19 protein-coding genes are annotated in these 26079 nt (G+C 56.1%); 3 read left to right on the forward strand and 16 right to left on the reverse strand.

Going from position 1 to position 26079, the window contains the following annotated elements:
* Positions 1–84 precede the first annotated feature (84 nt).
* From truA to Pla52o_RS01375, 4 genes are all read right to left on the reverse strand, one after another.
* Positions 85–897 (reverse strand): tRNA pseudouridine(38-40) synthase TruA, encoded by an 813-nt coding sequence (gene truA / locus Pla52o_RS01360; RefSeq protein WP_231612004.1) that lies wholly within the window; start codon positions 895–897, stop codon positions 85–87.
* Positions 897–1916, reverse strand: coding sequence for an aspartate-semialdehyde dehydrogenase (locus tag Pla52o_RS01365; protein ID WP_146592794.1), 1020 nt, complete (start codon positions 1914–1916; stop codon positions 897–899). The genes truA and Pla52o_RS01365 overlap by 1 nt, the downstream gene beginning before the upstream one ends.
* 356 nt (positions 1917–2272) lie before the next feature.
* Positions 2273–3496 (reverse strand): formylglycine-generating enzyme family protein, encoded by a 1224-nt coding sequence (locus Pla52o_RS01370; RefSeq protein ID WP_146592795.1) that lies wholly within the window; start codon positions 3494–3496, stop codon positions 2273–2275.
* A 253-nt stretch (positions 3497–3749) separates the two neighbouring features.
* Positions 3750–5384 (reverse strand): S1C family serine protease, encoded by a 1635-nt coding sequence (locus tag Pla52o_RS01375; protein ID WP_231612005.1) that lies wholly within the window; start codon positions 5382–5384, stop codon positions 3750–3752.
* 497 nt (positions 5385–5881) lie between these two features.
* On the opposite strand from Pla52o_RS01375, the gene Pla52o_RS01380 reads away from it, so the two are divergent.
* Positions 5882–7915, forward strand: a complete 2034-nt coding sequence (locus Pla52o_RS01380; protein WP_146592797.1) for a glucuronate isomerase — start codon at positions 5882–5884, stop codon at positions 7913–7915.
* 353 nt (positions 7916–8268) lie between these two features.
* On the opposite strand, the gene Pla52o_RS01385 is transcribed toward Pla52o_RS01380, so the two are convergent.
* The 8 genes from Pla52o_RS01385 to Pla52o_RS01415 form a co-directional block, all read right to left on the reverse strand.
* Positions 8269–9840, reverse strand: coding sequence for a 2-isopropylmalate synthase (locus Pla52o_RS01385; RefSeq protein WP_146592798.1), 1572 nt, complete (start codon positions 9838–9840; stop codon positions 8269–8271).
* Positions 9841–9967: 127 nt separating this feature from the next.
* The gene (locus tag Pla52o_RS27630) at positions 9968–10090 is read right to left on the reverse strand and encodes a hypothetical protein (protein WP_261343330.1); all 123 of its coding nucleotides are present in this window, start codon (positions 10088–10090) and stop codon (positions 9968–9970) included.
* An 85-nt stretch (positions 10091–10175) separates the two neighbouring features.
* Complete coding sequence (gene flhB / locus Pla52o_RS01390; RefSeq protein ID WP_146592799.1) at positions 10176–11258, reverse strand: flagellar biosynthesis protein FlhB; 1083 nt, start codon at positions 11256–11258, stop codon at positions 10176–10178.
* Positions 11259–11676: 418 nt separating this feature from the next.
* Positions 11677–12471, reverse strand: coding sequence for a flagellar biosynthetic protein FliR (locus tag Pla52o_RS01395; RefSeq protein ID WP_146592800.1), 795 nt, complete (start codon positions 12469–12471; stop codon positions 11677–11679).
* Positions 12471–12734 carry a flagellar biosynthetic protein FliQ gene (locus Pla52o_RS01400; protein ID WP_390620834.1) on the reverse strand — a complete coding sequence of 88 codons (264 nt, stop codon included), beginning with the start codon at positions 12732–12734 and terminating at the stop codon, positions 12471–12473. Before Pla52o_RS01400 ends, Pla52o_RS01395 begins: the two co-directional genes overlap by 1 nt.
* 14 nt (positions 12735–12748) lie before the next feature.
* A complete protein-coding gene (gene fliP / locus Pla52o_RS01405; protein WP_231612094.1) occupies positions 12749–13492 on the reverse strand; it encodes a flagellar type III secretion system pore protein FliP in 744 nt (247 codons plus the stop codon).
* A 180-nt stretch (positions 13493–13672) separates the two neighbouring features.
* The gene (locus Pla52o_RS01410) at positions 13673–14644 is read right to left on the reverse strand and encodes a class I SAM-dependent methyltransferase (protein WP_146592802.1); all 972 of its coding nucleotides are present in this window, start codon (positions 14642–14644) and stop codon (positions 13673–13675) included.
* Positions 14641–15630 carry a bile acid:sodium symporter family protein gene (locus tag Pla52o_RS01415; protein ID WP_146592803.1) on the reverse strand — a complete coding sequence of 330 codons (990 nt, stop codon included), beginning with the start codon at positions 15628–15630 and terminating at the stop codon, positions 14641–14643. The genes Pla52o_RS01410 and Pla52o_RS01415 overlap by 4 nt, the downstream gene beginning before the upstream one ends.
* Positions 15631–15832: 202 nt before the next feature.
* On the opposite strand from Pla52o_RS01415, the gene Pla52o_RS01420 reads away from it, so the two are divergent.
* Together Pla52o_RS01420 and Pla52o_RS01425 are read left to right on the forward strand one after the other, a co-directional pair.
* Entirely contained in the window at positions 15833–17191 is a 1359-nt protein-coding gene (locus Pla52o_RS01420; protein ID WP_146592804.1) for a hypothetical protein, read from the forward strand.
* 528 nt (positions 17192–17719) lie between these two features.
* A complete protein-coding gene (locus tag Pla52o_RS01425; protein ID WP_146592805.1) occupies positions 17720–18247 on the forward strand; it encodes a hypothetical protein in 528 nt (175 codons plus the stop codon).
* Between the two features lie 167 nt (positions 18248–18414).
* On the opposite strand, the gene ccsA is transcribed toward Pla52o_RS01425, so the two are convergent.
* The 4 genes from ccsA to Pla52o_RS01445 all read right to left on the reverse strand — a co-directional run bounded on the left by ccsA (position 18415) and on the right by Pla52o_RS01445 (position 26046).
* Positions 18415–22005 (reverse strand): cytochrome c biogenesis protein, encoded by a 3591-nt coding sequence (gene ccsA / locus Pla52o_RS01430; protein WP_146592806.1) that lies wholly within the window; start codon positions 22003–22005, stop codon positions 18415–18417.
* A 132-nt stretch (positions 22006–22137) separates the two neighbouring features.
* Entirely contained in the window at positions 22138–23301 is a 1164-nt protein-coding gene (locus Pla52o_RS01435; RefSeq protein ID WP_146592807.1) for a hypothetical protein, read from the reverse strand.
* Positions 23302–23678: 377 nt separating this feature from the next.
* Entirely contained in the window at positions 23679–25493 is a 1815-nt protein-coding gene (locus Pla52o_RS01440) for a helix-turn-helix domain-containing protein (protein WP_146592808.1), read from the reverse strand.
* A gap of 136 nt (positions 25494–25629) precedes the next feature.
* Positions 25630–26046, reverse strand: a complete 417-nt coding sequence (locus Pla52o_RS01445) for a hypothetical protein (RefSeq protein ID WP_146592809.1) — start codon at positions 26044–26046, stop codon at positions 25630–25632.
* Positions 26047–26079 lie beyond the last annotated feature (33 nt).

Genomic DNA, 26079 nt, shown 5'->3' on the forward strand with positions numbered 1-26079 from the left:
GGGGAATTTTCGCACGAGCGACGGTGGAAGCGGGAGAAATCTCGCGTCAATGTGGCTCCACGCGGCGGTCAAGGAAACAGCCGGTCAAGGAAACGGTCGATAGTCGACTCGTTTGAGAAATAACGCTTGAGGGGGAGCGGTGGGGCCGGCAGCATCGCGATCTTTCGCGGCGATCACCTCGTCGATGTGTTGCGGCGGATACTTGCCCCGCCCCACCTCGATCAAAGTGCCAGCAATGTTGCGGACCATGTTGTACAGGAACCCGTCGGCTTCGATTTCAATCGAAACCAATTCGCCTCGATGGTCCACCGCCGGTTCTCGAATGACTTCGCAAGCGGTGACGTTGCGAACCGTTGACTTACGTGGACTTCCGATCGCTTGGAAACTGGCGAAGTCATGTTTTCCGACAAATCGTTTCGCGGCTTCGCTGACCGCGTCGATGTTGATCGCATGGTGAACGTGCCATCGATAGCGATAGTCAATCACATCTCGCAGGCCCCCAATTTGTAATTGGTAGCGATAGCGTTTCCCGATCGCGTCACGAATGGCGTGAAAGTCATGTGGTGCGTCGACCGCGTCGATGACCACGATCGTGGGCGGTAGATTGACATTCATGGCGTTGACCAGATCCGCAGCGCTGGCCCGCCAATTTGGCGTCCGCAGGCTCGCGACTTGGGCTAATGCGTGCACGCCTGCGTCGGTCCGACCGCTGCCCGTCACATGGACTCGTTGGCGAGTCAGTTTGACGAGCGCACGTTCGAGCATGCCTTGGATGGTCGGTTTGTTCGGTTGGATTTGCCAACCGGAGAAATCGGTGCCATCGTAGGCAAGGGTCAGTTTAAACGCCCGTTCTGTATCGACGGGCACTGCATCGACCGGCGCTGCGTCGACGGACACTAGGACGTTTTCATCGCCGAGCGTTTGATCATCAATTCAGCGATCTGGACCGCATTGGTGGCGGCCCCTTTGCGAAGGTTGTCGCTGACGCACCAGAACGCGATTCCATTGCCGCCGCTGATGTCTTTGCGAATGCGGCCGATAAAGACATCGTCCTTGCCATCGCAATCACGCGGCATGGGGTACTTTCCATTGGAAAGGTCATCGACGATCGTGATTCCTTCGCCTTGGCCGAGCAATTCTTTGGCTTCTTCGATCGAAAGAGGGCGTTCGGTTTCGACCAAGATGGATTCGCTATGTCCGCTGGCAACGGGAACACGCACACAGGTCGGACAGATTTGCATCTCCTCGTCGCCCAGGATCTTGCGGGTCTCGTAGACCATCTTCATCTCTTCGCTCGTATAGCCTTCGTGCTTTTCCGAGCCAATTTGAGGAATCAGGTTGAAGCCGATCGGATGTTGAAACGTTTTCGGAGGATGCGTTTGACCGACCAGGGCGCTACGGATGCTGTCGTTAAGTTCTTCGTTGCCGGCAAGCCCCGCTCCGCTGGTCGCTTGATACGTGCTGACGACGACGCGGCGAACGCGCGCGGCACGGTGGAGCGGTGCAAGCGCGACAACCATCTGAGTGGTGCTGCAATTCGGACTGGCGATGATGCCGTGATGATGATCGACCGCGTCGGGGTTCACCTCGGGGACAACGAGTGGCACCTTGGGGTCCATCCGCCAATAGCCGCTCTCGTCGACTACGACCGATCCGGCATCGACAGCCCACGATGCGAATTCCGCAGAGACTTCGTCCGGGGTGCTGGCGATGACAAGATCGATGTCTTTGAACGCGCCCGGTTCGAGTAGTTCGACCTTAATCGTTTCGCCACGAAAATGGACTTCCTTGCCCACCGAACGCGCCGACGCCAATAGTTTCAGTCGCTTGAACGGAAGTTCACGTTGCGCGAGTTGTTCAAGGACAATGCGACCGACTGCACCGGTGGCGCCAACGAGAGCAAGGGTTTCGTACACGGAAGTGACTTCTCAAATGGTTAAATAAGAATGTGAATTGACTAAAACGACATGAGTTTAAAGCGTGGGTGGATCCGGGGCAGCTCAATGACGCGTCCTTGCCTCGCCCTCGCCTGCCTTTCCCCCCGCTGGCCTCGCCCCCGGTGGTCGCGAGAGGGAACGCGACGCGGGGGGACTGTTAATGACGATCCGGAGGGTTGGACGGCGTCTTTGCGGCGTCGATGGAGCCTGCGGTTCACGTTTCGGTGGAGTCGCAGACTGCATTGTGGTCCATCCGAGCGGATTTGTGTATGCCCACCCGCGGGCACTGTCCCATCGAGCAGCCATCCCCGATCCAGCCATTACCCGGTTCGCGATTACTTCTGGGAGGACTGAATGACGTCGTGAAGTTTTTCGTCGACCAAACCGTAGCCGCCGCGACCTTCCATCACACGTGATTCCACGTCCATAAGGACTTCTTCGGACGTAGGCTCCCAAAACTTTGTAATCGTTTCCTTATCCAGCGGTTTGTACGACCGGAACAAGCGAAAGCCGACTCCGCGAGCAGGATCGTCCGTCAACCACCAAGGGCTTTTGGGGAAGTTAGGGTCAGCGTCCTTCCATTCGATGTCGTCCGATGCCAAGCGTGCTGCGCTGCGAAGTTGGTGCGGGTCCATTTCCCAGCTGCCGCCTCGCACCACACAGGGTGACGACGTGACGGGCCATTTAACAACATCAATGGCATTGATGGGGGCCTTGTCAGCAAAGGATTTGTAGCCATCTTCGGTATGTTGGTTGACGGTCCATTCAGCGACGTTGCCGTGCATGTCGTACAGCCCGAATGCGTTGGGTTTCTTCGTTCCCACCGCCATTTGCCCGTCATCAGCGTTGTCGTAATACCACGCGTAATCATCGATGTCGTCGGCGGAATCACCCCAGCTAAATGCGGTCGCTTTGCCTCCGCGGGCAGCATATTCCCATTCCGCTTCGGTGGGCAATCGATACTGTTGTCCGGAAACACGGCTCAACCATTTGGTGAATTGTTGGGCTGCATATTGGGTCATCGTGACGGCCGGTTGTTCGGGTCGCTCGCCGTATTCGTAAGTAAAGCTTGGTTCGTACAACTGGGTCGGTGCGGTGATGGCATCCGCTTTATTGGAGTCGTCGACCGGGCGAACGCCGTTTCGCTCGAATTCCTTGAACACGTTGTAGAGCTTCATGAACTCTTTGTACTGAGCCCAATTGACCTCCGTCTTTGCCACCCACATCGGATCCACGTTGACTTTGAATTGAGGACCTTCGTCGTCAGCACGCTCCTCTTCCTGTTCGGGGCTGCCCATCATGAACGAGCCGCCAGGAACTGGGATCATTTCAATTTTGAGATCGGTCCCGGGGATCGTCATCGAATAGGGAACCATAAATCCCCCTTCGACTTCGACCGCTGGACCTGTAGCGGGCTTTTCACTGGCAATCCCCAGCACGGTTTGATCTGCTGCTGCTGCCTTCGCGGCGTCAGCCAACGTGGCAACCCAGGTTAAAGAGAGGACAAGCACGAGGCCAAGCGAGCTGGATTGGTGAAGGGACTTCAATGAATATTTCATTCGAGAGTGTATTTAGAGTGTTGAAACGATCTGTTTTTTCGGTTTACCAGTTGGCTAGGTCCATCCTAGCCCGCGGACTTAATTGTGCAATCGTGCAAGTGAAAGAGAAACGACGGTGATTTACGTATCGAGTGGGGGGATTTGCGGTGGGGATCGGCCGTGTTGATGCTCGCGGCTCATGCGGGGGGCGGTGAGGCCCCAGGTTCCACTCTTGGCCTCCGCAAGGCGTTCTTTCACAGCACGGAGTTCGCGCTTAAAAGGGCTGGAAATCGGGGCGGCTTCCCAGTCGCACGGGGATGATCTCTTTGTGGCTGTCGCGATAGATCTCCACCTTCACCACCGTATCGGCAAGCGCATTGCCAATGACTCGCATCAGGTGACCGCGGTCGCTAATCGGTTGATTATCGACACGAAGGATCAGGTCGCCTTTGCGCAAACCCGCATTCGCGGCAGGGGAATTGGTATCCGCCATGCCCGAAATCATGGCCCCACGGACGCGTGCGTCGTCGCCAATGAGTTGGCTATCGTCGACATCGGCCAACCCGACTCCCAGCCATCCTCGTTCAACGCGGCCGGTTGCCTTCAAGCGTTCGTAGATTTGCTGGGCAACATTGCTAGGGATCGAAAAGCTGACGCCCTGGTAAGTCTCCCCCACAATCGCCGTGTTGATGCCGACCAGTCTGCCGCGTGCGTCGACCAGAGGTCCGCCGCTGTTGCCAGGGTTCACCGCCACATCGCTTTGCATGAAATCTTGGTACTGAGTGCTGGCGCGGACCATGCGGTGTTTTCCGCTTAAAATCCCGAACGTAACGGTGCGGTCGAGTCCAAACGGGCTGCCGATCGCCCATACGGGCGAACCGACGCGGCAGCGGTCGCTATCGCCCCATTGGATCGGTAATAATCGGTCGGAGTTGACTTTCAATACCGCCAGATCGGTCAGCGGGTCGGCGCCAACGAGGACCGCTGCGGTGCGTCGTCCATCGCTGAGGGTTACGGTGATGTCTTGGCCATCAGCAATCACGTGACGGTTGGTCACGATGAACCCGGCCTCGTCCACGATCACTCCACTGCCCTGGTCCGAGGTCGTCAGCACTTCGCTGCGGCGGAAATGGGTGGTCGTTGCCAGCGGATCGAGAGGGCGACGTTTGACTTCGATATGCACCACGCTCGGGCCGACTGCGGCGGTGACCATTTGATAGGCATCGCTGAGTGCATCGAGTGAAACGTTCTTTAGCCCCTCGTTGCCCGTGTCGTATTCGGCACGTAATTCGCCACGGTGCCATGCGTAACGGACCTCTTCGACGATCTGGGGAACCGCGAATCGAGCGGCGGCCAACATCAAGGCCATCGTTGCCAACAGCATCAAACTTTGCAGCAATGGGTCGGGATGACGCAGCGTTTTTCGGTTGGCAATTTTGTGGTCACGCGACTCTTCGTTGCCGCGCGAGTCCTCAACGGACTCGGCTTCGCAAAGAACCGATGCCTGCTCGCCCCGTGCTTGCGGTCGCAATGGCATGGGAGGAGGGGTGAGCGTTGGGGGATGCAGCATCCGGCTGGGGTGGCCGGCGTGGCCTGTGGCGGGGGTTGGTTCCAGCGGGGGCGTTATAAGTGGCGTTGAGCAAGGCACTTTTAGTCGTACCAGGGTTACCTCGACCGGAGACGGATCGGAAACCGAGGCGTCGGGCGCGGAGCCATTCGTTTCGGAGACCCGTTTTCCGGGGGGGGATGGTTCTTGGTTCCGCATCAGATGGATTTTGGCCTCATTGTGATGGACGCCATCAAAACGCGTATGGGGCCGCCCCGGTTCGGCAACTTGACGTGAATCGGGTTGACGTGAATCGGGCACATCGCTCGCAGGGGACGATGGTGGAGGATCAGTTGGAAACATGAGTAGACGGACTCCGAACGCACCGAGAACTTGCCTTTCATCACCGTGGTATCGAAACCGTGGTGACAAACTTGCCCTGACATCAGCGATCTCATTGTAGAGTAGAGGTTGTCTGAGCGTGAAATGCTTTTTATCGCGTGAGTCGAGGAATTCGCCGATCAACTGGGGAAACGTTGTTTAAAAACCGCCGGTTTTAGCGAATACAGCGGATCTGCGGGGGCGGTGTTTTTGAGAAGAGGGTGTCGCCGGGAAGGTGGCGTTTGGGATTTTCGGTTTTCCGTCGCCGGGGGGGACGTGAAATTGCGTCCCGCCGCCTCTCGACCGTCGGTAGGTGGTGAGGCCGCGCTCGTATTTTCTCCTGCGACACTCCTTTGCAGAATGCAAAATCGTGTGCGGTGACAAGGATTTGGGCAAGACGACTCGTCCTTGAACAAGTTATGCTAGAGGCCTTCGAGAACCCACCCGTTATTACCTCTTCCCGCCGGCGCCCGAGAGTCATGTCCCATCCAGCCCGAGAGTCCATTTATCAGGCCATTGCATCGATTCGATTGATCGATCCTCACACCCATATCAATCCCCATGCACCGGCGTCGCGGACACTTGCGGATTTGCTCGGCTACCACTACTACACCGAACTAGCGCATTCCTCAGGGATGCCCAAGCGTGAAATTGAAGAGCCAGGGATTTCGCCTCACGAGTTGGTGCGGCGTTTGGTCCACAATCTTGCCCCCCTAGAGAACACGTCTCAGTACCGTTGGCTCGTCGAGATTTGTAAGAAATTTTTTGGCTTCCAAGCGGATCGCATCGACACCTCCAATTGGGAATCGCTCTACGACGCTGCCGAGCGTTCGATGGCATCGGCTCAGTGGTCCCAGTCGGTGTTGGACCAAAGCAACGTCGAAGCGGTTTTCTTGACAAATGACTTTGATGACGATCTGAGTGGATTCGACACCAACACCTACATCCCCTGCCTGCGCACCGATGACTTGGTTTTCAAGTTGCACCAACGCGACGTTCAAGAACGGTTGCAGCGTTCCAGTGGGGTTTCGCTGAACGGTTCGTTGGGCAGTCTTCGCGATGCGATTCGGCAACTGTTTTTGCACTTCACGGCAAACGGTGCGCGAGCCTGTGCGATTTCATTGCCGCCATGGTTCGAGCCCACGATGGTCAACGAAGGCCGCGCGTCCAATGCACTCAACGCGGTGCTCCGCCACGGCGAAGCGGTAGAGTCGTCGCACGTCACGGCGCTTTCACGCGCAGTGTTTTGGATGCTCGCCGAACTTTGTGACGAGTTTGGATTGCCCTTTGATTTGATGATCGGTGTTAATCGTGGCGTCTATGCCGAAGGGGTTTTTCAGGGCCAGGATCTGTACGATTCACGCGTCTCGTTGATCCAATATCGCGAGTTGTTCAATGCGTTTCCGGATGTCAAGTTTCCTGTTTCGGTGTTGGCAAGTGTCACCAATCAAGAGCTCGTCAGTTACGCATGGATCTTTCCCAACGTGATCACCAATGGACATTGGTGGTATAGCAACACGCCATCGTTCATTCATCGTGACGCGGCGGTGCGGTTGGAAGCGGTTCCGCAAACCAAACAGATCGCCTACTACAGCGACGCGTACAAGTTGGAGTTTGTGTGGCCGAAGTTCGACATGTACCGCAACATTTTGGCAAACATTCTGGCCGAACACTTCGTTGGCTTTAATGGCTGGAGCGAGGAGCAAGCGATTGAACTTGGCTACAAGGTGCTCCGAGGCAACGTCGAAGCGATTTTCCCGAGCCGAACGGGCGTCGATGCCACCGAGGCCGCTGTTGATATTGCCGAAGTGGACTCGGCGGATGCCGAAAATCTTGGCTCGATCGGTTTCGCAGATGCCGCACTCGCTGCGTCCTCGGCTGCTTTGACCGGAGAAGCGATCGGCGTGGTCCAAGTCGATTCCGAACCGAGTGTGTTGGACGATGGGGAAGCGGCGTTGGAAACGATCGAGGTCGACGAGAGTGCGGAAGAGCAGGATGAACTCGATCCTCTGCCTAGTGAAGATGAGCTTGGTACGGTCGATGTAGCAGACGTCGAACTAAACGATCTTTCGACAGATCGTCAATCGGTTGATTTCGAAGCGATCGACAATGAAGCCGATTCGGAGCCGCTCGCGGTCGGCGATTTATTCGGTGACGATGACCAGCCCGCGGTACCGGGGGATGCGGAGACATTGCAAGCGGAGGATTCGCATGCCGCGGTCTCAGATGAGTTCTTGTTGGAAGATGCACCCTCGGATGGCGATTCCGACGCCAACGGGCCTGAGATTCGACTGCTGCGAGGCGAAGAATCGTTTGCTCCGGATGAAGACTCGTTGCGAGTTCAACCCGATCCGATGACGGGCGAGTTGACCTTTCCTGCTCCCGCCAGTGAGGCCAATGACGAAGACATGCTCGATCAACTTGGCATCGGCTTTGTCGAACAGGAAAGTGAAGAGCAAATTCAGTTCGAGCCCACGTCGGAAATCGAAGAGCCCGAAGAACCGCAGCGTTAAGCTACGTTATCCCCGCTGGGGTTGCGATCTAAGTCGAAGCATCGCCAGCGATAGGCAAGCGAGTCAGGTGGCCGAGTCGTTCCGCCACCTATCCGTTGGACGGCGTCGAATCGCGAAACCGATCGCGCCCGGGATGCTGCCTGGGATGGTGAACGGATGGCGTTGTGAACGTTTCGTTTGAGAGCGGCTTTTCTGTTAAGCGACGCTCGTTCGTGTGGAATCCGGCAAAAAAAAGGAGGACAAAAAAATGGCAGTGTTTGCTGTTTCTGTCTTTCATTTTTTTGCCTCCCCTCTTTTGTCCAATGGCAACTCTGCAGTTGCGTTAAGGAGTCATGGCAGGGACGCGGTGTGCCCTATTTGTCTTTGGCAACGATGCGGTTGATCGCGTTTAGCATGGCAAGGATGGTGCTCTCGACACTATCGGTGCTGGCTCCGACGCCGCGGTAGCTTTTTCCTTTGTGCTCGACTTCGAGATTCACTTCGCCGATCGCATCGCGTCCAAGGGTGGCGCTGCGAACGCGAAAGTCTTTACAGACCAGTTCGATTCCGGTCATCTTCTCGACCGCCCAAAAGGCGGCGTCGATGGGACCATCTCCCTGTTCAACTTCTTCGGTGAATTCACGGTCGCCCTGCTTTAGGGTCACGCGAACGCGAGGGGTACGCGCGGTGCCGCTGGTGACTTCGTAATCGACCAACGCCCATTCTTGCTCGACGCTGCCGCTGATTTGTTGCTGGATCAACGCGACGATGTCGCCGTCGTAGATGTCTTTCTTTTTGTCGGCGAGCCGTTTGAATTGATCAAATACGGTTTGTAATTGTTCGCTTGACAACGTGTAGCCCAACGTCTTGGCGCGATCAGCAAGCGCGGCACGGCCACTGTGCTTTCCGAGCACCAAGTCGGTCTTCGCGACTCCGACATCATCGGGTGACATGATCTCATAGGTGCTGCGTTCTTTGAGCATCCCGTCTTGGTGGATTCCGGATTCATGAGCAAACGCATTGCGACCCACGATCGCTTTGTTGCGTTGCACTTGGATGCCAGTCATCTTGCTCACCAATCGGCTGACGGGGACCAATCGCCGCGTATCGATTCGGGTGTCGCAATGATAGAAGTCTCGGCGGGTTTTCAGTGCCATCACGACTTCTTCTAACGCCGCGTTGCCGGCGCGTTCCCCAATCCCGTTGATCGTGCATTCAATCTGCCCTGCCCCGGCTTCGACCGCAGCCAAGCTATTGGAAACTGCCATGCCGAGGTCATCGTGGCAATGCGTGCTCAAAACCGCTTTATCGATGTTGGGAACACGCTCTCGCAGCATGCTAAAGACGTTGAAGATTTCTTTGGCTGTGATGTAACCGACCGTGTCGGGCACGTTGATGGTCGTGGCGCCAGCATCGATTGCCGCTTCGACCACGCGACACAGGAAGTCGTGTTCGGTTCGGCAAGCGTCCTCGGGGGAAAACTCGACGTCGTCACAGTAATTGGCGGCGCGGCGAACTCCAGCGATGGCGCGCTCGACAATCTCGTCAGTCGTCATGCGCAGTTTGAATTCACGGTGAATCGCACTGGTGGCAAGGAACACATGGATGCGTGCTTGCGGGGCGTACTTGACCGCTTCCCAGGCCGCATCGATATCCTTGTCGTTACACCGAGCCAAGCCGCAAATCGTGGTGCCACGAACCGTTTGAGCAATCTGTTTGACCGCTTCAAAGTCCCCGGGCGATGCGATCGGGAAGCCCGCTTCGATGATGTCCACTCCCAGATCGGCCAGCGCTTGAGCCACTTCGAGTTTTTCAACGAGATTCATGCTCGCCCCCGGTGATTGCTCGCCATCACGCAACGTCGTATCGAAAATACGGATCATGCGAGCATTCGAGGCATTGCCTGGTTCGCTGGTCTCTGCTGTGCCCGAAGTGGACTGTGGCATCGCTAAGGTTCCTCTTTGGAAGAAGTGATCTAGGAGTCGAAACAATAAAAAAACCCGGGTCGCTTGGCGACTCGGGTCTCATGTGTTTTTGAATTTGCCACCCTAAAAGTGGCCAAACAAAGCATCATCACCCGCCGCCGAAGCGTCGCAGCAGTCGCAGCGATAGGAGATCGAGATGGTTGTTCATGGCATCATCATACTTAGAGGGGCGGTGCCGCGTCAACGGTTCACGGTTTTTAGGAGAATCCATCCAAAAGGTCGCGGGCGACACGTTCTAACGACAGTGGGCCTCGGCCTTTATCGACCTTTTGCCTGGAACACGCCACCCTAAACGTTTAGGCGGCCGTCGCTTGAGGGATTTTCTTGCCCTGCAATTGGTAGACGTAACGGAGCACTTCGGCCACCGCTTGGTATTGTTCAGCAGGGATCGAGTCGCCCACGTCGACCGTCTTGTAGAGCACTTGGGCCAACGGTTTTCGCTCCACGACGGGGATGCTATTTTCCAGCGCCAGCCGACGGATTTTTTGGGCAATCACTCCCGCGCCTTTGGCCAACACAATCGGCGCCGGCATGGTGCTGGGATCGTACTTGATCGCGATCGCGAGCTCGGTGGGGTTGGTGACGACCACGTCGGCCTTGGGGACTTCATTGCCCACTCGCTGCATCATCATTTGCCGTTGCACCTGACGTCGCCGCGCGGCGACCTGCGGATCACCCTCGGTCTCTTTCATCTCGTCACGCATCTCTTGGTCAGTCATCATCAACTCTTGTTCGTTCTTCCATTTCTGGAAAGCGTATTCAAGAATCGCTAAGACGAACAGCGCGCCGCCGACCCAAACACAGGTTCCCATCAGCGCGTTGAACATAGCGCTGGCAATTTGGGGAACTGAAAGCGCCGCGAGTCCGAGGATCGAATCTTGATACTTGCGCATGGCGTAGAACGCGACCACGCTGATGATCGCAACCTTGAAGGTGCCAAACCCAATTTTCGCCACGCCTTGCAACGAGAGAATCCGCTTGGCGCCGGACAGCGGGCTGATATTGCTCAGCTTCGGAGCGATTTTTTCAGGGGCAATCAAGAGGCCCGTTTGCATTACATTGGCAAGCACACCAGCGACCAACATCGCCAACAGCATTGGCACCGATGCAATCGCCAACCGACCGCTGCTGGTCAACAACCAATGCGTGGCATCTTCCGAACCAAACGGGGTGATCCTTGGCGTGGACAAGGCTTCGGTGATCGCCGCAGCAAGGGATTCCGCGGCCGGGCCACCTAACATCCAAAGGGCTCCGAGTGCAGCGAGCAGCAGCGCCGCGGAGGTTAGGTCTTGGCTGCGAACGACTTGCCCTTGTTCGCGCGCTTGCCTACGCCGCTTCTCGGTTGCTGAATGCTTCTTGTCACCACTGCTGTCAGCCATGTTCTTTTGCGATTACCTGCTCAAGAGTTGATGCGAAAATGTGCGTTCGGTTTTGCTTCGTTAGCGGAGCCAGCCGCCCGGTCTAATCCGAACGTTGTACGAATGCGTAAACAAGCGAGGGTTTTGTGGAAAAGGGGGCTTTGATCCAGTGATTCACGCCGCTTTGACTCGGGTGCACTTAAGTGTCGGTGATGATTTCAGGTGAATGATGATATCCAGTTTCTCGTAATCGAAACGGCCTCATGGCTTTGCCTCCTTTTGATTCTTAATCGTAATCTTACTGTTAAGCCTAATCTTCTCCGGTGGGTTATGGTCAACCGCGGCTGCGCAGGCGGTATTAAGAATAAGATGAGGAGTTGCTTGTTTTAGGATCGGCTGGATCGGGACGAGGCTAAGTGTGTTTGACATTCGGATCGTATTACCACAGTTGGCTGATTTTTGCTGCCACCGCCACCAATTCGTTCTCGAAAATCAGCCCCACCGAGCCGATCGTGAGGGTGGTGACCACCAATAACGCCAATGCATTGATGCTCAATCCGATCGCAAGCACGTTGATTTGAGGTAGGGTGCGGCTGATCAATCCGGTCAACACATTGCTAAGCAATAACGCGGCAACCACGGGCGCCGCTACGCGGATGCCCGCCGTCATGCCGGCGGTCATTTGATCCACCACCAAGGTCATCATCGAGTCCGTGAACGTTACCTTGCCGGCCGGCATCGCTTCAAAACTGTCGACCAAAATCTCCAAAATCATGCGATGGCCGCCAAGCCCTAACATCACCGCTGTGACAAGTAGTCCGATCAAACGAGCGAGTGTCGGCATGCTGCTTGACGTGGTCGGGTCGACGGCATCGCCGAGTTGCATCCCGCCGGTCCCAGTAATGGTTTCACCGGCGAGTTGAAGCCCGGTGACAATCAATTGAATCGTCGAACCGATCAACAATCCAACCAACCCTTCGCGTGCCACCGCAATTGTTAATTCAAGCAAATTGTCGATGCGGGGTAACGATTCAAGGCCGACGTTTGCCGAGACCGGTGGCAACAGCAACATGGTCATCACGATCGCCAACAGCGCGCGAACTCGTTTAGGAACGCCCACTCCGATCGCGGGCATCGAGATCAGCAGCGTGCTCAATCGAGTGAGCACCAGGACGCCCAACACGAGATGATCGATCGCCCATTGCACGAGCGACTGAAAATCAGTCGGTTCCATTAGGGCGACCCTGCGTTCTCAAATACGGTTCGTGTGAACTCCACCATCCGGCTCATCAGCCATGGCATACAGGCGATCATCACCGCGGCCATCGCCAACACCTTCGGCACGAAGGCCACCGTTTGGTCTTGGATTTGTGTCAACGCTTGAAGCAAACCGATTAACAAACCGGCGCCCATGCCGACAATCAATAGCGGTGCCGCAATCACCACCGCCGTCATTAGCGTGGTTCGACAAAGGTCTACAGCGGTGGGAGCGTCGATCACAAACGTAAACCTTAAACGAGAGTTCCAAAACTGTCCATCAACATCTGCACCACCAAACGCCATCCGTCGACCAGCACAAATAGTAACAACTTGAAGGGCAACGAGATCACCGCCGGCGGAAGCATTAGCATCCCCATCGAGATCGTCACACTGGCCACCACCAAGTCGACAATCAAAAACGGCAAGTAAATCTGGAAGCCCATCAGAAAGGCGGTCTTCAGCTCACTCAGGATGAATGCAGGTAGCAGCACCCGTAACGGAACTTCCTCGAACGTACTCGGCAACGGTGCATCGGGATCCATGTAGCCATAAAATAAATGCACGTCGTCATGGTTCCCTGCCACATCAATTTGACGGGACATGAATTCACGAATCGGGATCGATCCGGCTTCGTAAGCCTCCTCCATCGACATTTTGACGTCGGGATCGGTGTACGGTTTGACTGCGTCTTCGTAGACACGCGTCCACACCGGTGACATCACAAACAGGGTCATGAACATTGCGATGCTGGTCATCACCTGGCTCGGGGGCAACGATTGCAGCCCAATCGCTTGTCGCAATAGTCCGAGTACGATGATGATGCGGACGTAACAGGTGGTCATCAACAATACGGCCGGCGCTAGACTTAGCACGGTCAACAGCAGCAAGACTTGCAGGCTGCTCGCCAAACCCTCCGGGCTGGTCCATTGTTCCGGCCCGCCGCCCAAGACATTGAGCGATTCGGCCGCAATCTTGACCGGTTCTTGCTGCACAATCGTCGGCTGCTGAGCGACTGCGGTCGGCGCATGCAGCAACGCAGCGATCAGCAAAATCAGTTGTATTGCAAGCAATCGGGTCAATCCAACATCGCTCCATCCACGCGGACGCCTTCGGCAAAGAGACCCTTGGACTTTAGGGAAAGTTGCCAAGAAAGCGAAAGAGCGATTCGCGTCGACTTACTTCACGATCCGCCAACAGCGGTGGATTCGTCGATTGCGGTATTCCTCGGGAACGGTTTGGTTGCTGATTTCGTGGATCGTCGTTGCGGAAACCTCCGCTGGATCAAACTTAAACCCACGGAAATTGTTGGAGAAATAAATCACTCCGCCAGGGCTCACGATTGCTAGCAACTGATTTAGAAACGACACGGCACAGGTCTGCACGTCCCAGTCGTTTTGGGTGCTCTTGCTATTGGAGAAGGTTGGCGGGTCGAAGACGACGAGGTCGTAGAGTTCATCGGGTTTGTGTTCCTTGATGAACTGGACGGCGTCGATCGCAAAGTATTCGTGCTCGGGACCATCGAAGCCGTTTCGCCGCATATTCACTTTAGACCACTCGATATAGCGTTTCGACAAATCGACGCTGGTCGTCTTCGCAGCTCCGCCCGCCGCGGCATAAACGCTGAACGAACCGGTGTAGCAGAACAGATTCAGGAAGTTTTTGCCCGCAGCGACCTCACGGACCATTTGCCGAGTCACGCGGTGATCGAGGAATAACCCGGTGTCGACATAGTCGGCCAAGTTAACCAGGAACTTCAGTCCTCCTTCCTGGACTTCGATCCGCGAATCGGTGTCGGCGACCTTTTCGTGCTGTTTGGTTCCCCGTTGCCGCTCGCGTTTCTTTAGGTAAACGTTTTCCGCAGGGATTTCCAGCGTCTCACCTGCGGTTTTGGCCATCAGATCGAGCCAATCGGAATGCTCCGCCGGTTCACGATCGTGCGGCCGTTCGTACTCGGTGAGATGCAAGTGGTCTTCGTAGCGATCGACAACCAACGGGATTTCGGGGATATCGCGTTCGTAGAGTCGATAGCACGTGATCCCGCGACGCGTGGGGTAACGCCGCAAATGACGAGCTCGTTTACTCAACCGAGTCGCAAACAGGTTGGCTTGTTCGATCGTTTTTTCGGAATAGGAGGAGCTGTTCTTCATAAAGATCGGCTTGAGGTTTCTTCGCTAGAGTTCGTTTTGGATTTGCTGGCATGCGACCAATGACTGGCGATCACGGTGTCGATGACCAATTGGGTGAAGTGGTACATCAGCATTGGGATCACGCTGACTCCGCAATCGATCGCGATCTGCAGTCCAATCGTCAGCGTTTTTTGGCTGCCGGAGATCCCGACCGCGATCTGGCTCTCGCGGTCCGCCCGGACCATCCGCGCGGCGAACACGCCAAACACCAGTGCTGCGACGTGCAGCGTTGTCACCGAGACCAAAAGCTGGCCAATTTGAATGCCAAACCGCGAGGCATTCTCCTGCATCGCTTCTCGCACCACCATGGCGCTGGCGATCGATCCGAAGCCCACCATCGACAGAATACCGAGCTGAGCGAAGAAGGATAAGCGGAGCTTTTGGCGATCCGCCCATTCCGCAAGTCCTGCCATTCGCATCGTTTGCGCCAATACGATGGGAATGACCACGAGCAGCGTCAGATTCCAGACCTGATCGGTTACCGACAGTTCCGTGGTCTTTGCTAGCACCAAAGTGACACCGATTGGCACCACCGCGATGCAGGCCAAATTGGTCACGACGGTCGTCATCAATGCGATCGATTCGTTCCCATCGGCTTTGCGTGTCCACACGGCGGCCGATGCGAGGGTGCACGGGACCAGCGACGCGATGAATAAACCACCAAAGATCGGGGCCGGCAAATAGGCCCTCATCGGCCAACACAGCAGCGGCACGACGACGACATTGATCGCGATTGCTAGCAGAGTGGGTAGCGGCTTGTGAAAGCTCTGCCGCACCGAATGGGCGGGCAACGTGATCCCCATCGACCCCATCACCGCAAACACAATCGCACTGCGTAATGGGGTCATTTCCAACAGCGGAGTGAGCGATTCGCTAGCAAAGAAACCAATCGCAATGATCAGTACGAGCGAGATCAGAAACCAGTGTGATTTTAGCCTTGCCCCCATGTTGTGATTTTCCCAAACGATCTATCGGCAAGCAGGGTAATGAACTTAAGATTCGGACGTGTCTATCGCTGTTCGCTAGCGTTCAGGGTATCAGAAGCACCCGATGCTTCCGAGGCACACTACAAACGGACTCATGAAAGGTCCGGAAAACACGGTTTTTACGTCAACGGTTTCGGTCGCCCCCGCAGGGAAAGGATTCCCAATGCATGAACGGACACAACGAGCCTTTGCTCGCTTGGTGTTCGTTGTCTGCTGCGCGTTGCCGACTTCGCTCGTCTTGATGACGATTCTGGTGACCTGGACGCCGTGGTATCACCACAAGTGCTTGCGTGAGATCACCGCCTCGATTGCCAAAGACACGGGATTGCACGTGACGATCGAGGACTTCGATCGCCCCAGCCCGACTCGTCTCGATCTACAAAACGTTCGTTTGTTTGATCCCGAAACGAACCGCGAGGTGGCCAAGGTGTACCAGGTCTCGTGGACCACCGTTAACGAAGGGGTTTCGATTGTGCTGCAGCAACCGGAGCTGCAATCGTCGGAATTGGAGAACACATGGCGTTTGGTCCATGACCGTTTTCTGTGTCAATCCATTTGTGTTTCGACGCCGGTTCGTTTCGCTGCGAACGACTTAACGATCCATAGTAGTGCGGGGCCGATGACCCTGCGCGATGTCGATGCTTGGATTGAACCGGGCGACCCTTCGGTCGTTGGCAGTTCAACGCGGGCCACCATTGAATGTTTGCCCAGCGGTCAGTCTCACGAACGTGGTTTTCGCATCGAAGTGGTTCGCGATCGCAGCGGAGTGGCACCGGTGACGATGTGGACGCTGGAAACCGGCGACACCGCCCTGCCCTGCTCTGCGCTTGCCCAGTACAGTGACGCGATCGCGATGCTGGGCAACGACGCGACGTTCTCGGGAATGATGCGTTGGTGTATCGAGCCCGATGGATGGTGGGTCGATTTGAGCACGTCGCGATTCGAACAAGTCGATTTGGCTAGGCTGTTTCAGCGATTGCCCCATCAATTGACTGGCAAGGCGAGTTTGCTGTTCCGCCGCGGGATGATTCGGCCTGGCAAGACCGTGGATGTGATTGCCGAGTTGCGAGCCAAAGACGGAATGGTCGGTACGTCACTGTTAGCGTCGATGCAGCGCGATCTCGGCATGACGATTCAGACCGAGATCACCAACGCACGTCCGGTTGCCTACGACCACTTGGCGATGCAGTTTCAGATCTTTGGAGCCAAGATGACGCTCGATGGGATTTGTCGCACCGAGCATGGATTCGAAGGATTGCCAGCCGGAGTGGTGTTCATCGCCGATGGCTATTCGATGGTACAAGCTCGTGAGTTGGAGATGCCCGCGATCGCGTTAGCTAAGGCAGTGGCACCGTCGCACAGTGTCTTAGTGCCAATCTCGGAGCAGACCACGCCGCTGATGCAGTGGCTATTGCCTCCGAGCCGAGCGTTGCCAAACGATCCCAGTCATTCACCGCCGCCGTCGCCGCGGATTCAAACCACTCAAGCGTTCAGCGGTGGCCCCACGATCAGCGAGCCGTAGCCGCGGTTTGAGGGGAATAAGAGGAATCGGTACCAGCTATCCGTTTGTGTACGGCACGCGGTTCCGACGCGCGGAATGCGAGATACACCCATGATTCATGCGTCACGCATTCTCGCTTGCTACCGTCCTTCCTGTTTTTCTGGCAGAAATCCACGTCAGTCACGAAACCTAGCTCCCTCACTGGAGCCGATCGGTCAATGCCTTGTTGGTCAAAGACTGGGGCGTTTTGAGCTATCACTGCGTTCGCAACAGGGCAGGGAATTGCAACTTGATGATGCAACCAAGCAGCGAGTTGCGACGACGATTGGCCAACACAGATATCGCGTTCGAAACCAAGTCGTGACAGCGAAGAGGGTGCCATTCATTGCTGACCCTTTTTGCATTTCCACAATGACCTGCTGTCCGGCCGATTCGAATTCAGACAGGCCACAAAATCAGAATGCTACAAATTCCAGGAGCTTTACTTGCATTCATCCGAACCATGGCGAAAAGTTAAGACAATGTCATTTATGTCTGTGAGGTGTTCCAATGGCTTTGGTGCCGTGTCCCGAGTGTATGAAGACGGTTAGCGAGCATGCCGCAGCGTGCCCCGCGTGTGGAATTGCGATTAGCGCCGAGGCGATGGCGATGGCGAAGCAAGCGTTGAAAGATCGCGACGAAGCGCAAACGAAGAAGATCCTGCTTGCTTTTCTTGTCTTGCCCCCGATGTTTCTCTTTCTACCGATTGCACTTCTTGAAGGTTGCAGAAGTGCCACGCCCTCATTGCGTCAAAACGCTTCGGTCAGCACCGTCGGATCCCATACCGACGACAAAAAACTATCGATACCGTACGCGAAAAATGCAGTCAAAGAACGTCTGAAATCGCCTTCAAGTGCTTCATTCCCCTGGGGAAGTGACAACTATAAAGTTTCGAATCTAGGTGATCGCTGGATGGTGTCGGGATACGTTGATGCTGAGAATGGCTTCGGAGCCAAGATCCGTCGACACTGGATTGTTGAACTGGAAAAAGACCATTCGTTCGGTGATTTTGTAGTGCAAAGCGTGGTGTTCCTCTAAGGGAATCGGTGCCCGCCACTTCGTTCCTGCTATCCCGATAGGGATAAAAGCCACTCGCGGTAGGTAAGCGAAACGCCAGCTACGGAAGTTGTTGCACAAAAGCGATTCCGACCCTGTTCAGGGTCGGGTAGGCGAATGGATTCGTTTTCCGGTGCTGTTCGCTGCGGTTACGCGGATTCGAGGTCGCTTGGTTTGCGTCCAAACGCGACGCCCGCTGCGATGAAGGCCGCTTGAGAGGCGATGTACAGACTCAACCACATCAACACGCCGGAGGTGAAACCGTAGCTATGCAGTCCAATGCCGAGTTCGTTTGTACCGAACCAGCTCCACGCAGTGACGATGTTACCGCCAATCGCCAGCACACAGAAACCACGAGCTTTGACCATCCCGTCCCAGCGTGCATGAAGCATCAACGCGTTCCAGATCACGATCAGTAGGGCGCCGTTTTCTTTCGGATCCCAGCCCCAGAAGCGTCCCCAGCTATCGTCGGCCCAGAGTCCACCGAGGACCGTGCCAACGAAGCTGAACAGGATGCCGAAACAGGCGGCACCGTAACACATCCGGTAGAGATCCTTCATCATCTTGGCGTCTTTGCCCACCCAGCCTGCAATCAAGTAGCCAATCCCGATCGTGCCGGCGACGAGCGTGGCGACGTACCCGAGTGTAACGCTGATCACATGGGTGGCTAACCAGAACTGAGTATCGAGGACCGCTTGCAGTACCGGCATCGTGTCACCGGAGTTCAGCCCGTAGGCCACTAGCAGCGACAGCATGCCCCCGGTTGCCGACAACAGGTTGCCGGTGCCGTATTTGAAGATCCGTTCGACGACCAAGCCAAACAACACGGCGGCCCAGCCGATGAACACGGCCGAGGAGTACAAGTTGATCACCGGGGCACGGCCGGTGATCACGATCCGGCACAAAATCGTGAACGTATGAATGGCCAATGCAATCGCGAGGGTGCCCCAAACCGCTTGGCGCATCCGTGGCAAATGGAACAGAAAGTAGAACAACGCCAAGACGGTCGAGACGAGGTAGAGAAACATCGTCACGCCCGTGGGCCAATTCGATTGCATCCATCGTTCCAGCGAGACCATGCCTTTGTCATAACCGGGGATGGTGTAACCTTGCACTGCGGCGAGATGGTCGTCCACGGCGGTGTTGAATCCGACGGTGTCTTGTTGGTCATAGGTTTTGATCATTTGACCAAACGACTCGATCCCAGGGCGAGGCGGGATGTCGGTTCCGAACGTGTTCTTGGCCATCTCGAAAAACGCAGGCGCGTAAGCTGACCAACGAGGGTCATCGACCGCTTCGGAGGCGGTTTGTTCGGCGGGAGGCACGATCGCCGGCGCCGGCATCTTGGCGAGACTTTCCATTCTCATTTCAAGTTCGCGAAGGGCAAAGAGTTGCTGGGTTTGTTCGTCGGTTCCGTCTGGGAAAAAACTGGCGGGGAACCGTGACGGAGTCGGAATGCGAAACGCAGCGGCGGTCAACGTGTATTGACGGGTGCGGCGATCGAGTTCGATCAACTTCTTTTCTTTGAAGGATTGGTGGAGGGACTCCTTCTTCGACGCGGCTTCGACAAGCTTGGATGCAGCATCCCAATGCTCGCGAATTTCGTTGAGGGAAAACAGTTTGCTCTTACGCCGCTCGAGTCCAAGTTCGCTGCGTACCTCTTCCGCATCGATGCGGAACATCGGCAAATCGTGAAGATGCGTATCGTCGACCGCGACTTCCATCAACCACTGCATCGCCGACAACGATTTGCCGGAGACCCGTGCTTTGATTTCCACGGGAGCGCTGGCGAGCGACAGCGACTCGCGATTGCTGATCGCTTTGAGGGTTTGACGTGCGTACGCGTCTAGCGGCATCACGCGGCCGCCAAATTGAGTCGGGATTTTGCCCGCTGAGTAGAAGTCGAATTGTTTCATCCGTTCGCTCGGACGCATCGAGTTCATCACCGCAGGCCAAGGAATCAACATCATCAGTGCGATTCCCGCAAGTCCGCCGACGGTGGCAAACACAGGCCACTTTGACGGCGGTGATTGGTTGAATTCCGCGAGCGCGGCGAGCTCTTTTCGGTTTTCACGTTCGCGTCGATCCAGGAATCGCGTCAGCGTGCCGAGAAAGTGAACTAGCATGCCGAGGGCCGTGATGCTGCACGCGACGTAGGGAATCAACCAACCCGAGTTGCGAACGACTTGGATTCCGGTCATCTCTTTACCACCGGGAAGTGGCGTGTAGTTCGATTGATAAAACGTTTCACCGCGATAGCGAAGCGGATTGTTCATCCACACACGGTCCTTGCGGTCTTCGCCAGTTTCCGTGTCGATGATGCGAATGAACGATGAGTAATCGCGGGGCGTATCACTGCCGCTGTAGTTCACTCGTCGAACGTCTTCGAGTTGCACCCAATACGGTTTGACTTCGCGATGGAACCGCAGGCCAATGTCGTAGCTCTTGTCGTTCACGGTGACCGAATCAAATTCATCCTTGACCGTTTCGCCAGGGACTAACATTTGTCGATCCGAAATGACTTGACTGACCAAGTGGGTGCTAATCGATTCGCCTGATGTTTTGTCGATCAATTCGACGTAAGCGGATGGAACATTGATCGCGCCATCGGTTCCTCCTGCTTTGGTTAACGAAACGGCTTTGACTTCCAAGCCGATCCCGGCGGTGGCGATGTTGCCGTCCTTGTCGGCTTTCTTCAACGTCGAGTTGGGAAAGAATTCAATGACTTTTACGTTGACCGGGAGTGCCTCGTCTTGGATCACCGCATCCGAATCCGCAGCTTGTTGCAATCGGCTGCCGGGGATGCCGATGACTTGATCAACGCCGTCGAGTCGTTCAATAAAGGTCAACTCGGCGACGTCGAGATTGATCAGCGTGTTGGTTGATTCACCTTCGACAAGACTGAGGCGTTGTTCGAGTTGGCGGTCGCCAAAGGCAAATTGGCCGACCATCAATAGTCCGACGCCGAGGTGCAACAGTACGTTGCCCCCTTGTTTCTTAAAAACGAGCAAGCAGCCGGCGAGCAGTAATCCGCCGACGCCAAGTCCCTTGGTCAATTGCCATACGATCCGCAGACCGGGGTCGCCAATGCGGAACCCATAGATCAGTCCCAGTACAAGGGTCAGCGCGATGAGCCCACCGATTTGGTACATCAGCATGGCGAGCTTGGCATTGCGAACTTGGGTGCCCGCCACGACAAAACCGGCCGCGATGAGTCCCGTGCTCACCAACACACAAACCCAGAGGGCGTCATAGGAAATCGGGGGCGTGCCTTGCAATCCATCGCTGTTATGACCCGCCATCACGACGAATCCCGTGGCGATCAAGCCCGCAATGAAAAATCCAATCCCTAACATCAGCTTCGAGCCGCTGGCGTTAATCTTGAAACGCGTGATTTTCGCGGCGATCAAGTTCACCATCAACAACAGACCGATCAACGCTCCGCCGGGGAACGGAATCACACCGGGTAATGGAGTGCTGTGACGGTAAAACGCTTGCGGGACAAAGTCATCCAGGTGCAGCGGAGCGATCCAGGAGAGGAAGTACCGTTGTTTCACCTCCAACATATTCATTTCGTCTTGGGCGAGCGTGCCGACCAAAACGATGATCAATGACAATGCAAACAGAGTCACGGTGAATTTCAACGATCCCAGCCACCGTAGCGTGACATGGCTGAACTCACCGAACGAATCTTCGGTCTCGTGATCGACGTATTCTGATTGCGAAGGGATTGTGGCCATGGCTTGATGAACGACGAGGAAGGTGGGAGGTGAGGTGGGATTCGAATCTTGTCGAGATTCGGTCTGCAAGCGAGGGACGCGATGCAATTCCTCACTTGGATTGTGGGGGAAGTGCCCCCGCAAGTGACGCCGCTAAAGTTTGATCGATTCGAGGAACGACTTGATTGCCTCGGACTCTGCGGTCACGGTTTTGGCAGGGCCGGTCATTTTGATGAACAAACTGAAACCTTCATCAAGGGGAACGATGGTGGCGTCGATCGCGGTCCCCGACTCGGGGTCTGTACCTAATAATAGGTACCTTTGTGCATCTCGGCCATCAACTTTGATTTTTTCGGCATCTTGCATGGCTTTCTCAACCACTTCGTCTGCAACGCCTTCGGGGCGGATTTGGCCGAGCCAGCGAGCGACGTTGCCGCGCAGGTCCCCGCCAGCGGGGATCACCGTGATTTCGGCTTCCGCATCTTCGGGACCGACATTGAACGCCGCCATCCGCATGCTCGACATTTTGCCATCGCGCCAACCCTCGGGGCGATCGTACTTCAATCGCGCAGCGGGACTTTCCGACGCGGAGCTGTTTTCGGTTTTGGGCGCAGGTGTTTTCGGGGCCGAGGAATCTGACGTCATCGGGCCGCCAGCGACGCCGCTATGGATATCGTCGTTGGGCATCTCGCCACGCGCCATTGGGCCGCCCGCCATGCCACCCATCATCGGCGGTGAACCGCCGGTTGATTTGCCAATAATATCGACCCACACCGCAGTCCCCTCGACGGATTCGAGCTCCAGTGGCTCGCCGTTGGCCCATTTTTCGGTCGATGCAGCCAATCCGACTTGGCCGCGCCAACGATTGACGTTCATTGCGACCTCCGCATCCCAGTCCTCTTGTTTCGGTAGCGACGACACGCTGATGTCGAGTTGCTTGTCAGGCGTGTTGACGTCGATGGAAGCAAAACGCATCGGTTTGGAACCCCCGAGTTGCCATTGATCAGGCAATTCGCCCCACACGGGTTTGCCGTCGGTGAACTCAATCGACTCGACGAACTTGCGAAACTCGGCTGCGATCAATCCCACAGACTGTTCGGGGCCAGTGACTTTAAAAAACCACGTCTGGTCGCTCTGAGGGATCATTGCCGCGAGCATTCGGTCGTTGCCAACACGAAGTTGCTCAGGCACCTCCGTCGGCACCGAATAGGTCACGATCGGATCGGCTTTCTGGCATCCAGAGGTGCCGGTGATGAGCAGCGTTATGCACGCGATCGCAAAGTATGCTTGAACCGAGAATGGGAAAATCCGCGACATGGTTGCCATCAGAGTCCTGGCTGGCTATTGGGGGGGTGGGAGGAATCGGGAGGGTTGCCTTTGGCAAGCTTGCCCCGTTCAGGTACGAACGGGTCAAGGTACGGCGTCCCGTCTTAAATAGAAACCCCGCACGGGATTGTATCGTACCCACAATCCGTTGCGGAGACGCCTCAGCGGAGACGTTCATTCATCGCGAAAGCAAGGCTTAATCCCCGTCGCGGACGAGGTTCCGGACCCCGTTTGACGCCTGGCGCCGCGGGGGTTGCGGGCGCATTGTGTGCCGATCGCATGCGACAGCATGTCACGGGGTTGCGTGCCGCGGGTTTCGCGTCGCAAAGGCAGTCTTCGTTGTCGATTGCCGTGGCAACGCAGTGACCCTACCAATTCATTAGACTGATCAACGAATCGGTCAGTGAGCTGACCGGGGCGGAGGGTTCGCTATAAGTCCACATGTTGCGGAGCAAGTCGGTCATCAACATGCCGCCCAGGCTGAGCACACCGATGATCATGACTAGGGTGATGCACTGCAGCATCGTGAAGGGAACTTCGTAAGTGCTGACGGCCGAAGGCCCCGAAGCGACCTTGGTTCGCTTCGACGTCGCCGCGATGCCGATTCCCTCGACGCCCTCTTCTTCCTCTTCGGCGAAGGCTTCGTCTTCAGCCGGAGCGGCCTCGAAAGCTTCGCCACCAAACGGGTCGGCCTCACCAAAGCCCTCGCCACCAAATTCGACAGGCTCTCCGATCAATTCGGAATCTTCGACTTCGATGACTTGAGAATCGCTGTCAATGTCGGATTCCAGACCAATGCCCGAGGGCGACAATTGGAATTCTTCGTCGGATTGAAAGTCGATCATCGAGCCATCACCGCTGATGCCCGAACCACTACTGCCACTTCCGCTACCGGAGGAGACTTCGCTGCCTAGATCCAGTGCCGAAATACTGCTGCCGGCAAGATCAAGCGGTTCGCTCTCGAGAGATAAGCCGCTGTCCGAAGGGCTCATTAAATTAATGCCGCTGTCACCCGCGACCGACAAGTCATGCTCGGCACCGCCAAGCACAAGATCATCGTCGTCGTCGGCAATGAGCAAATCATCATCGTCGTCCAACGAGAGTGCATCGTCTTTGCCGGGGATCACGGAACCGGAACTCAGTGCACCGAGACCGAGGCTGCTTCCCAGCCCCGACGAGGCAAGCAGATTCTCGCTGTCACCCGAGATCAAACCGCTTCCTCCTTGTTCGCCACCCAACAGGTCTAGCTCGCTCAAGACATCGCCACTTTGCCGCTGAGCGGGAGCTTTGCCACCCAAGGCAGGCGTATCGAGTTCGTCCATCAATTCCAGGCTGCTCATCCCCGAGGCGTGCAGGTGGGAGCCGCCCTTTGAGGACGCAGCGATGTCATCGTCCAGAACATCTAATTCGCTGTCATCGCCCCCAATCATAATGTCGTCGCTGTCTTCTTCGCTAATCGCAACAAAGCTGAGATCGCTTCCGTCGCCCGAGGATAATCCGCTACCGACGATATCGCTGCCCAAATCGATGCCCGATTCGGATGCTAGCACATTAGTCGGTTCGGAATCCAAGAGTTCCTTGAGCTCCGCGTCGGTCACCGGTCCAGTACTTCCCGCGTTGGGTTCAATCGAGAGATCGATTTGCGCCGAGTCGTGAGTGATCGCGGGCTCGGAAAGACTCAGGTCGCTCGAATCGATTTCCAGGATCCCTTTGGCCTCAAGATCGCCATCGTCCTGTTTGCCGATATCCGCGAGGTCTCCCAACAAATCATCGCTGTCGTTGGCAACCAGGGCGACGTCGCTGCCGGTATCGCTACCGCTGGTGATTAAGTTGACATCGCTGCCGCTGCCACTCGACGAAGGTTCGTTGCCGAGTTCGACATCGCTGCCACTGCCGTCGCCGGCTTCGCCGAGATCGCCACCGATAATGTTCGTACCGCTGCTAAGCGAAAGCGGGGACCCCATGCCCATGTCGCTGACCAAATCGCCCGAGCCACCGAGCATGTCGCCGACGTCCAGGTCTTCGAGTTCATCGGCTAGACGAGCAATCTCGTTCTCAGGGAACTTCCAGCTCGCTCCGTCGCGAAATCCTCGGATTTGACCTTGGCTGCGAAGCTCGACCAAGCGGTCAACGGGGATACCTAGCTTTTGTGCAGCGTTTTCGAGGGAGAGGTAATCGGCCATTGTGTTCTGTGGCTCCGGTAAATCGCTTGGCGAAATTCAGGATTGCGAAAAAGAGACAAGCGGCCTGAATCGTGGCAGACCGAGTCGGTATGGATTAATCATAGGTTTCGATTAAACGCTTCTCTTCGACGGCTCGCTACTTTTTCCCCTTGGTTATCTGGCGAATTTCTTCGGGCAAGGGGGACGTCGCATTGAGCTGTAGCGAAAAGTCCGCATCGATCGGACGACTGCTGACCAGCCGAATCGTTCCCGATCTATCAATATGATACACGGCCATCCAGGATTTTCCGGTATCGATTAGCGTAATTGTCTGACTTCCCGAGCCGTCAGAATGGGAAAAACCGATCATGTCGCCCGCGGCACCCACCTGGTAGGGGCGAGCAGCGGCTTGAGCGACCACTCCAACCACCTTGTCCGCTTGTCCGGGAGCCAGGTTTGGTTCGCTAAATTGCCCCGTTTCCGGCGATTCTGGCGGGATTGCGGGCGGTTGACTCGACACGTACGAAGTGACCGCGATGATCATCGTACTGAACAAAATGACCCTTAGTGGCACTCTGGTTCGCAGCGCTGGTAAACGCTCGCGATG

The organism is Novipirellula galeiformis (assembly GCF_007860095.1).
GTDB classification, from domain to species: Bacteria; Planctomycetota; Planctomycetia; order Pirellulales; family Pirellulaceae; genus Novipirellula; species Novipirellula galeiformis.

Bases quoted from the DNA above. Each gene is read 5' to 3' on its own strand.
- Pla52o_RS01370 (WP_146592795.1), bottom strand. From the start codon at position 3,496: ATGAAATATTCATTGAAGTCCCTTCACCAATCCAGCTCGCTTGGCCTC.
- Pla52o_RS01375 (WP_231612005.1), bottom strand. From the start codon at position 5,384: ATGTTTCCAACTGATCCTCCACCATCGTCCCCTGCGAGCGATGTGCCC.
- Pla52o_RS01380 (WP_146592797.1), top strand. From the start codon at position 5,882: ATGTCCCATCCAGCCCGAGAGTCCATTTATCAGGCCATTGCATCGATT.
- Pla52o_RS01385 (WP_146592798.1), bottom strand. From the start codon at position 9,840: ATGCCACAGTCCACTTCGGGCACAGCAGAGACCAGCGAACCAGGCAAT.
- Pla52o_RS27630 (WP_261343330.1), bottom strand. From the start codon at position 10,090: ATGGATTCTCCTAAAAACCGTGAACCGTTGACGCGGCACCGCCCCTCT.
- flhB (WP_146592799.1), bottom strand. From the start codon at position 11,258: ATGGCTGACAGCAGTGGTGACAAGAAGCATTCAGCAACCGAGAAGCGG.
- Pla52o_RS01395 (WP_146592800.1), bottom strand. From the start codon at position 12,471: ATGGAACCGACTGATTTTCAGTCGCTCGTGCAATGGGCGATCGATCAT.
- Pla52o_RS01410 (WP_146592802.1), bottom strand. From the start codon at position 14,644: ATGAAGAACAGCTCCTCCTATTCCGAAAAAACGATCGAACAAGCCAAC.
- Pla52o_RS01415 (WP_146592803.1), bottom strand. From the start codon at position 15,630: ATGGGGGCAAGGCTAAAATCACACTGGTTTCTGATCTCGCTCGTACTG.
- Pla52o_RS01420 (WP_146592804.1), top strand. From the start codon at position 15,833: ATGCATGAACGGACACAACGAGCCTTTGCTCGCTTGGTGTTCGTTGTC.
- Pla52o_RS01425 (WP_146592805.1), top strand. From the start codon at position 17,720: ATGGCTTTGGTGCCGTGTCCCGAGTGTATGAAGACGGTTAGCGAGCAT.
- ccsA (WP_146592806.1), bottom strand. From the start codon at position 22,005: ATGGCCACAATCCCTTCGCAATCAGAATACGTCGATCACGAGACCGAA.
- Pla52o_RS01435 (WP_146592807.1), bottom strand. From the start codon at position 23,301: ATGTCGCGGATTTTCCCATTCTCGGTTCAAGCATACTTTGCGATCGCG.
- Pla52o_RS01440 (WP_146592808.1), bottom strand. From the start codon at position 25,493: ATGGCCGATTACCTCTCCCTCGAAAACGCTGCACAAAAGCTAGGTATC.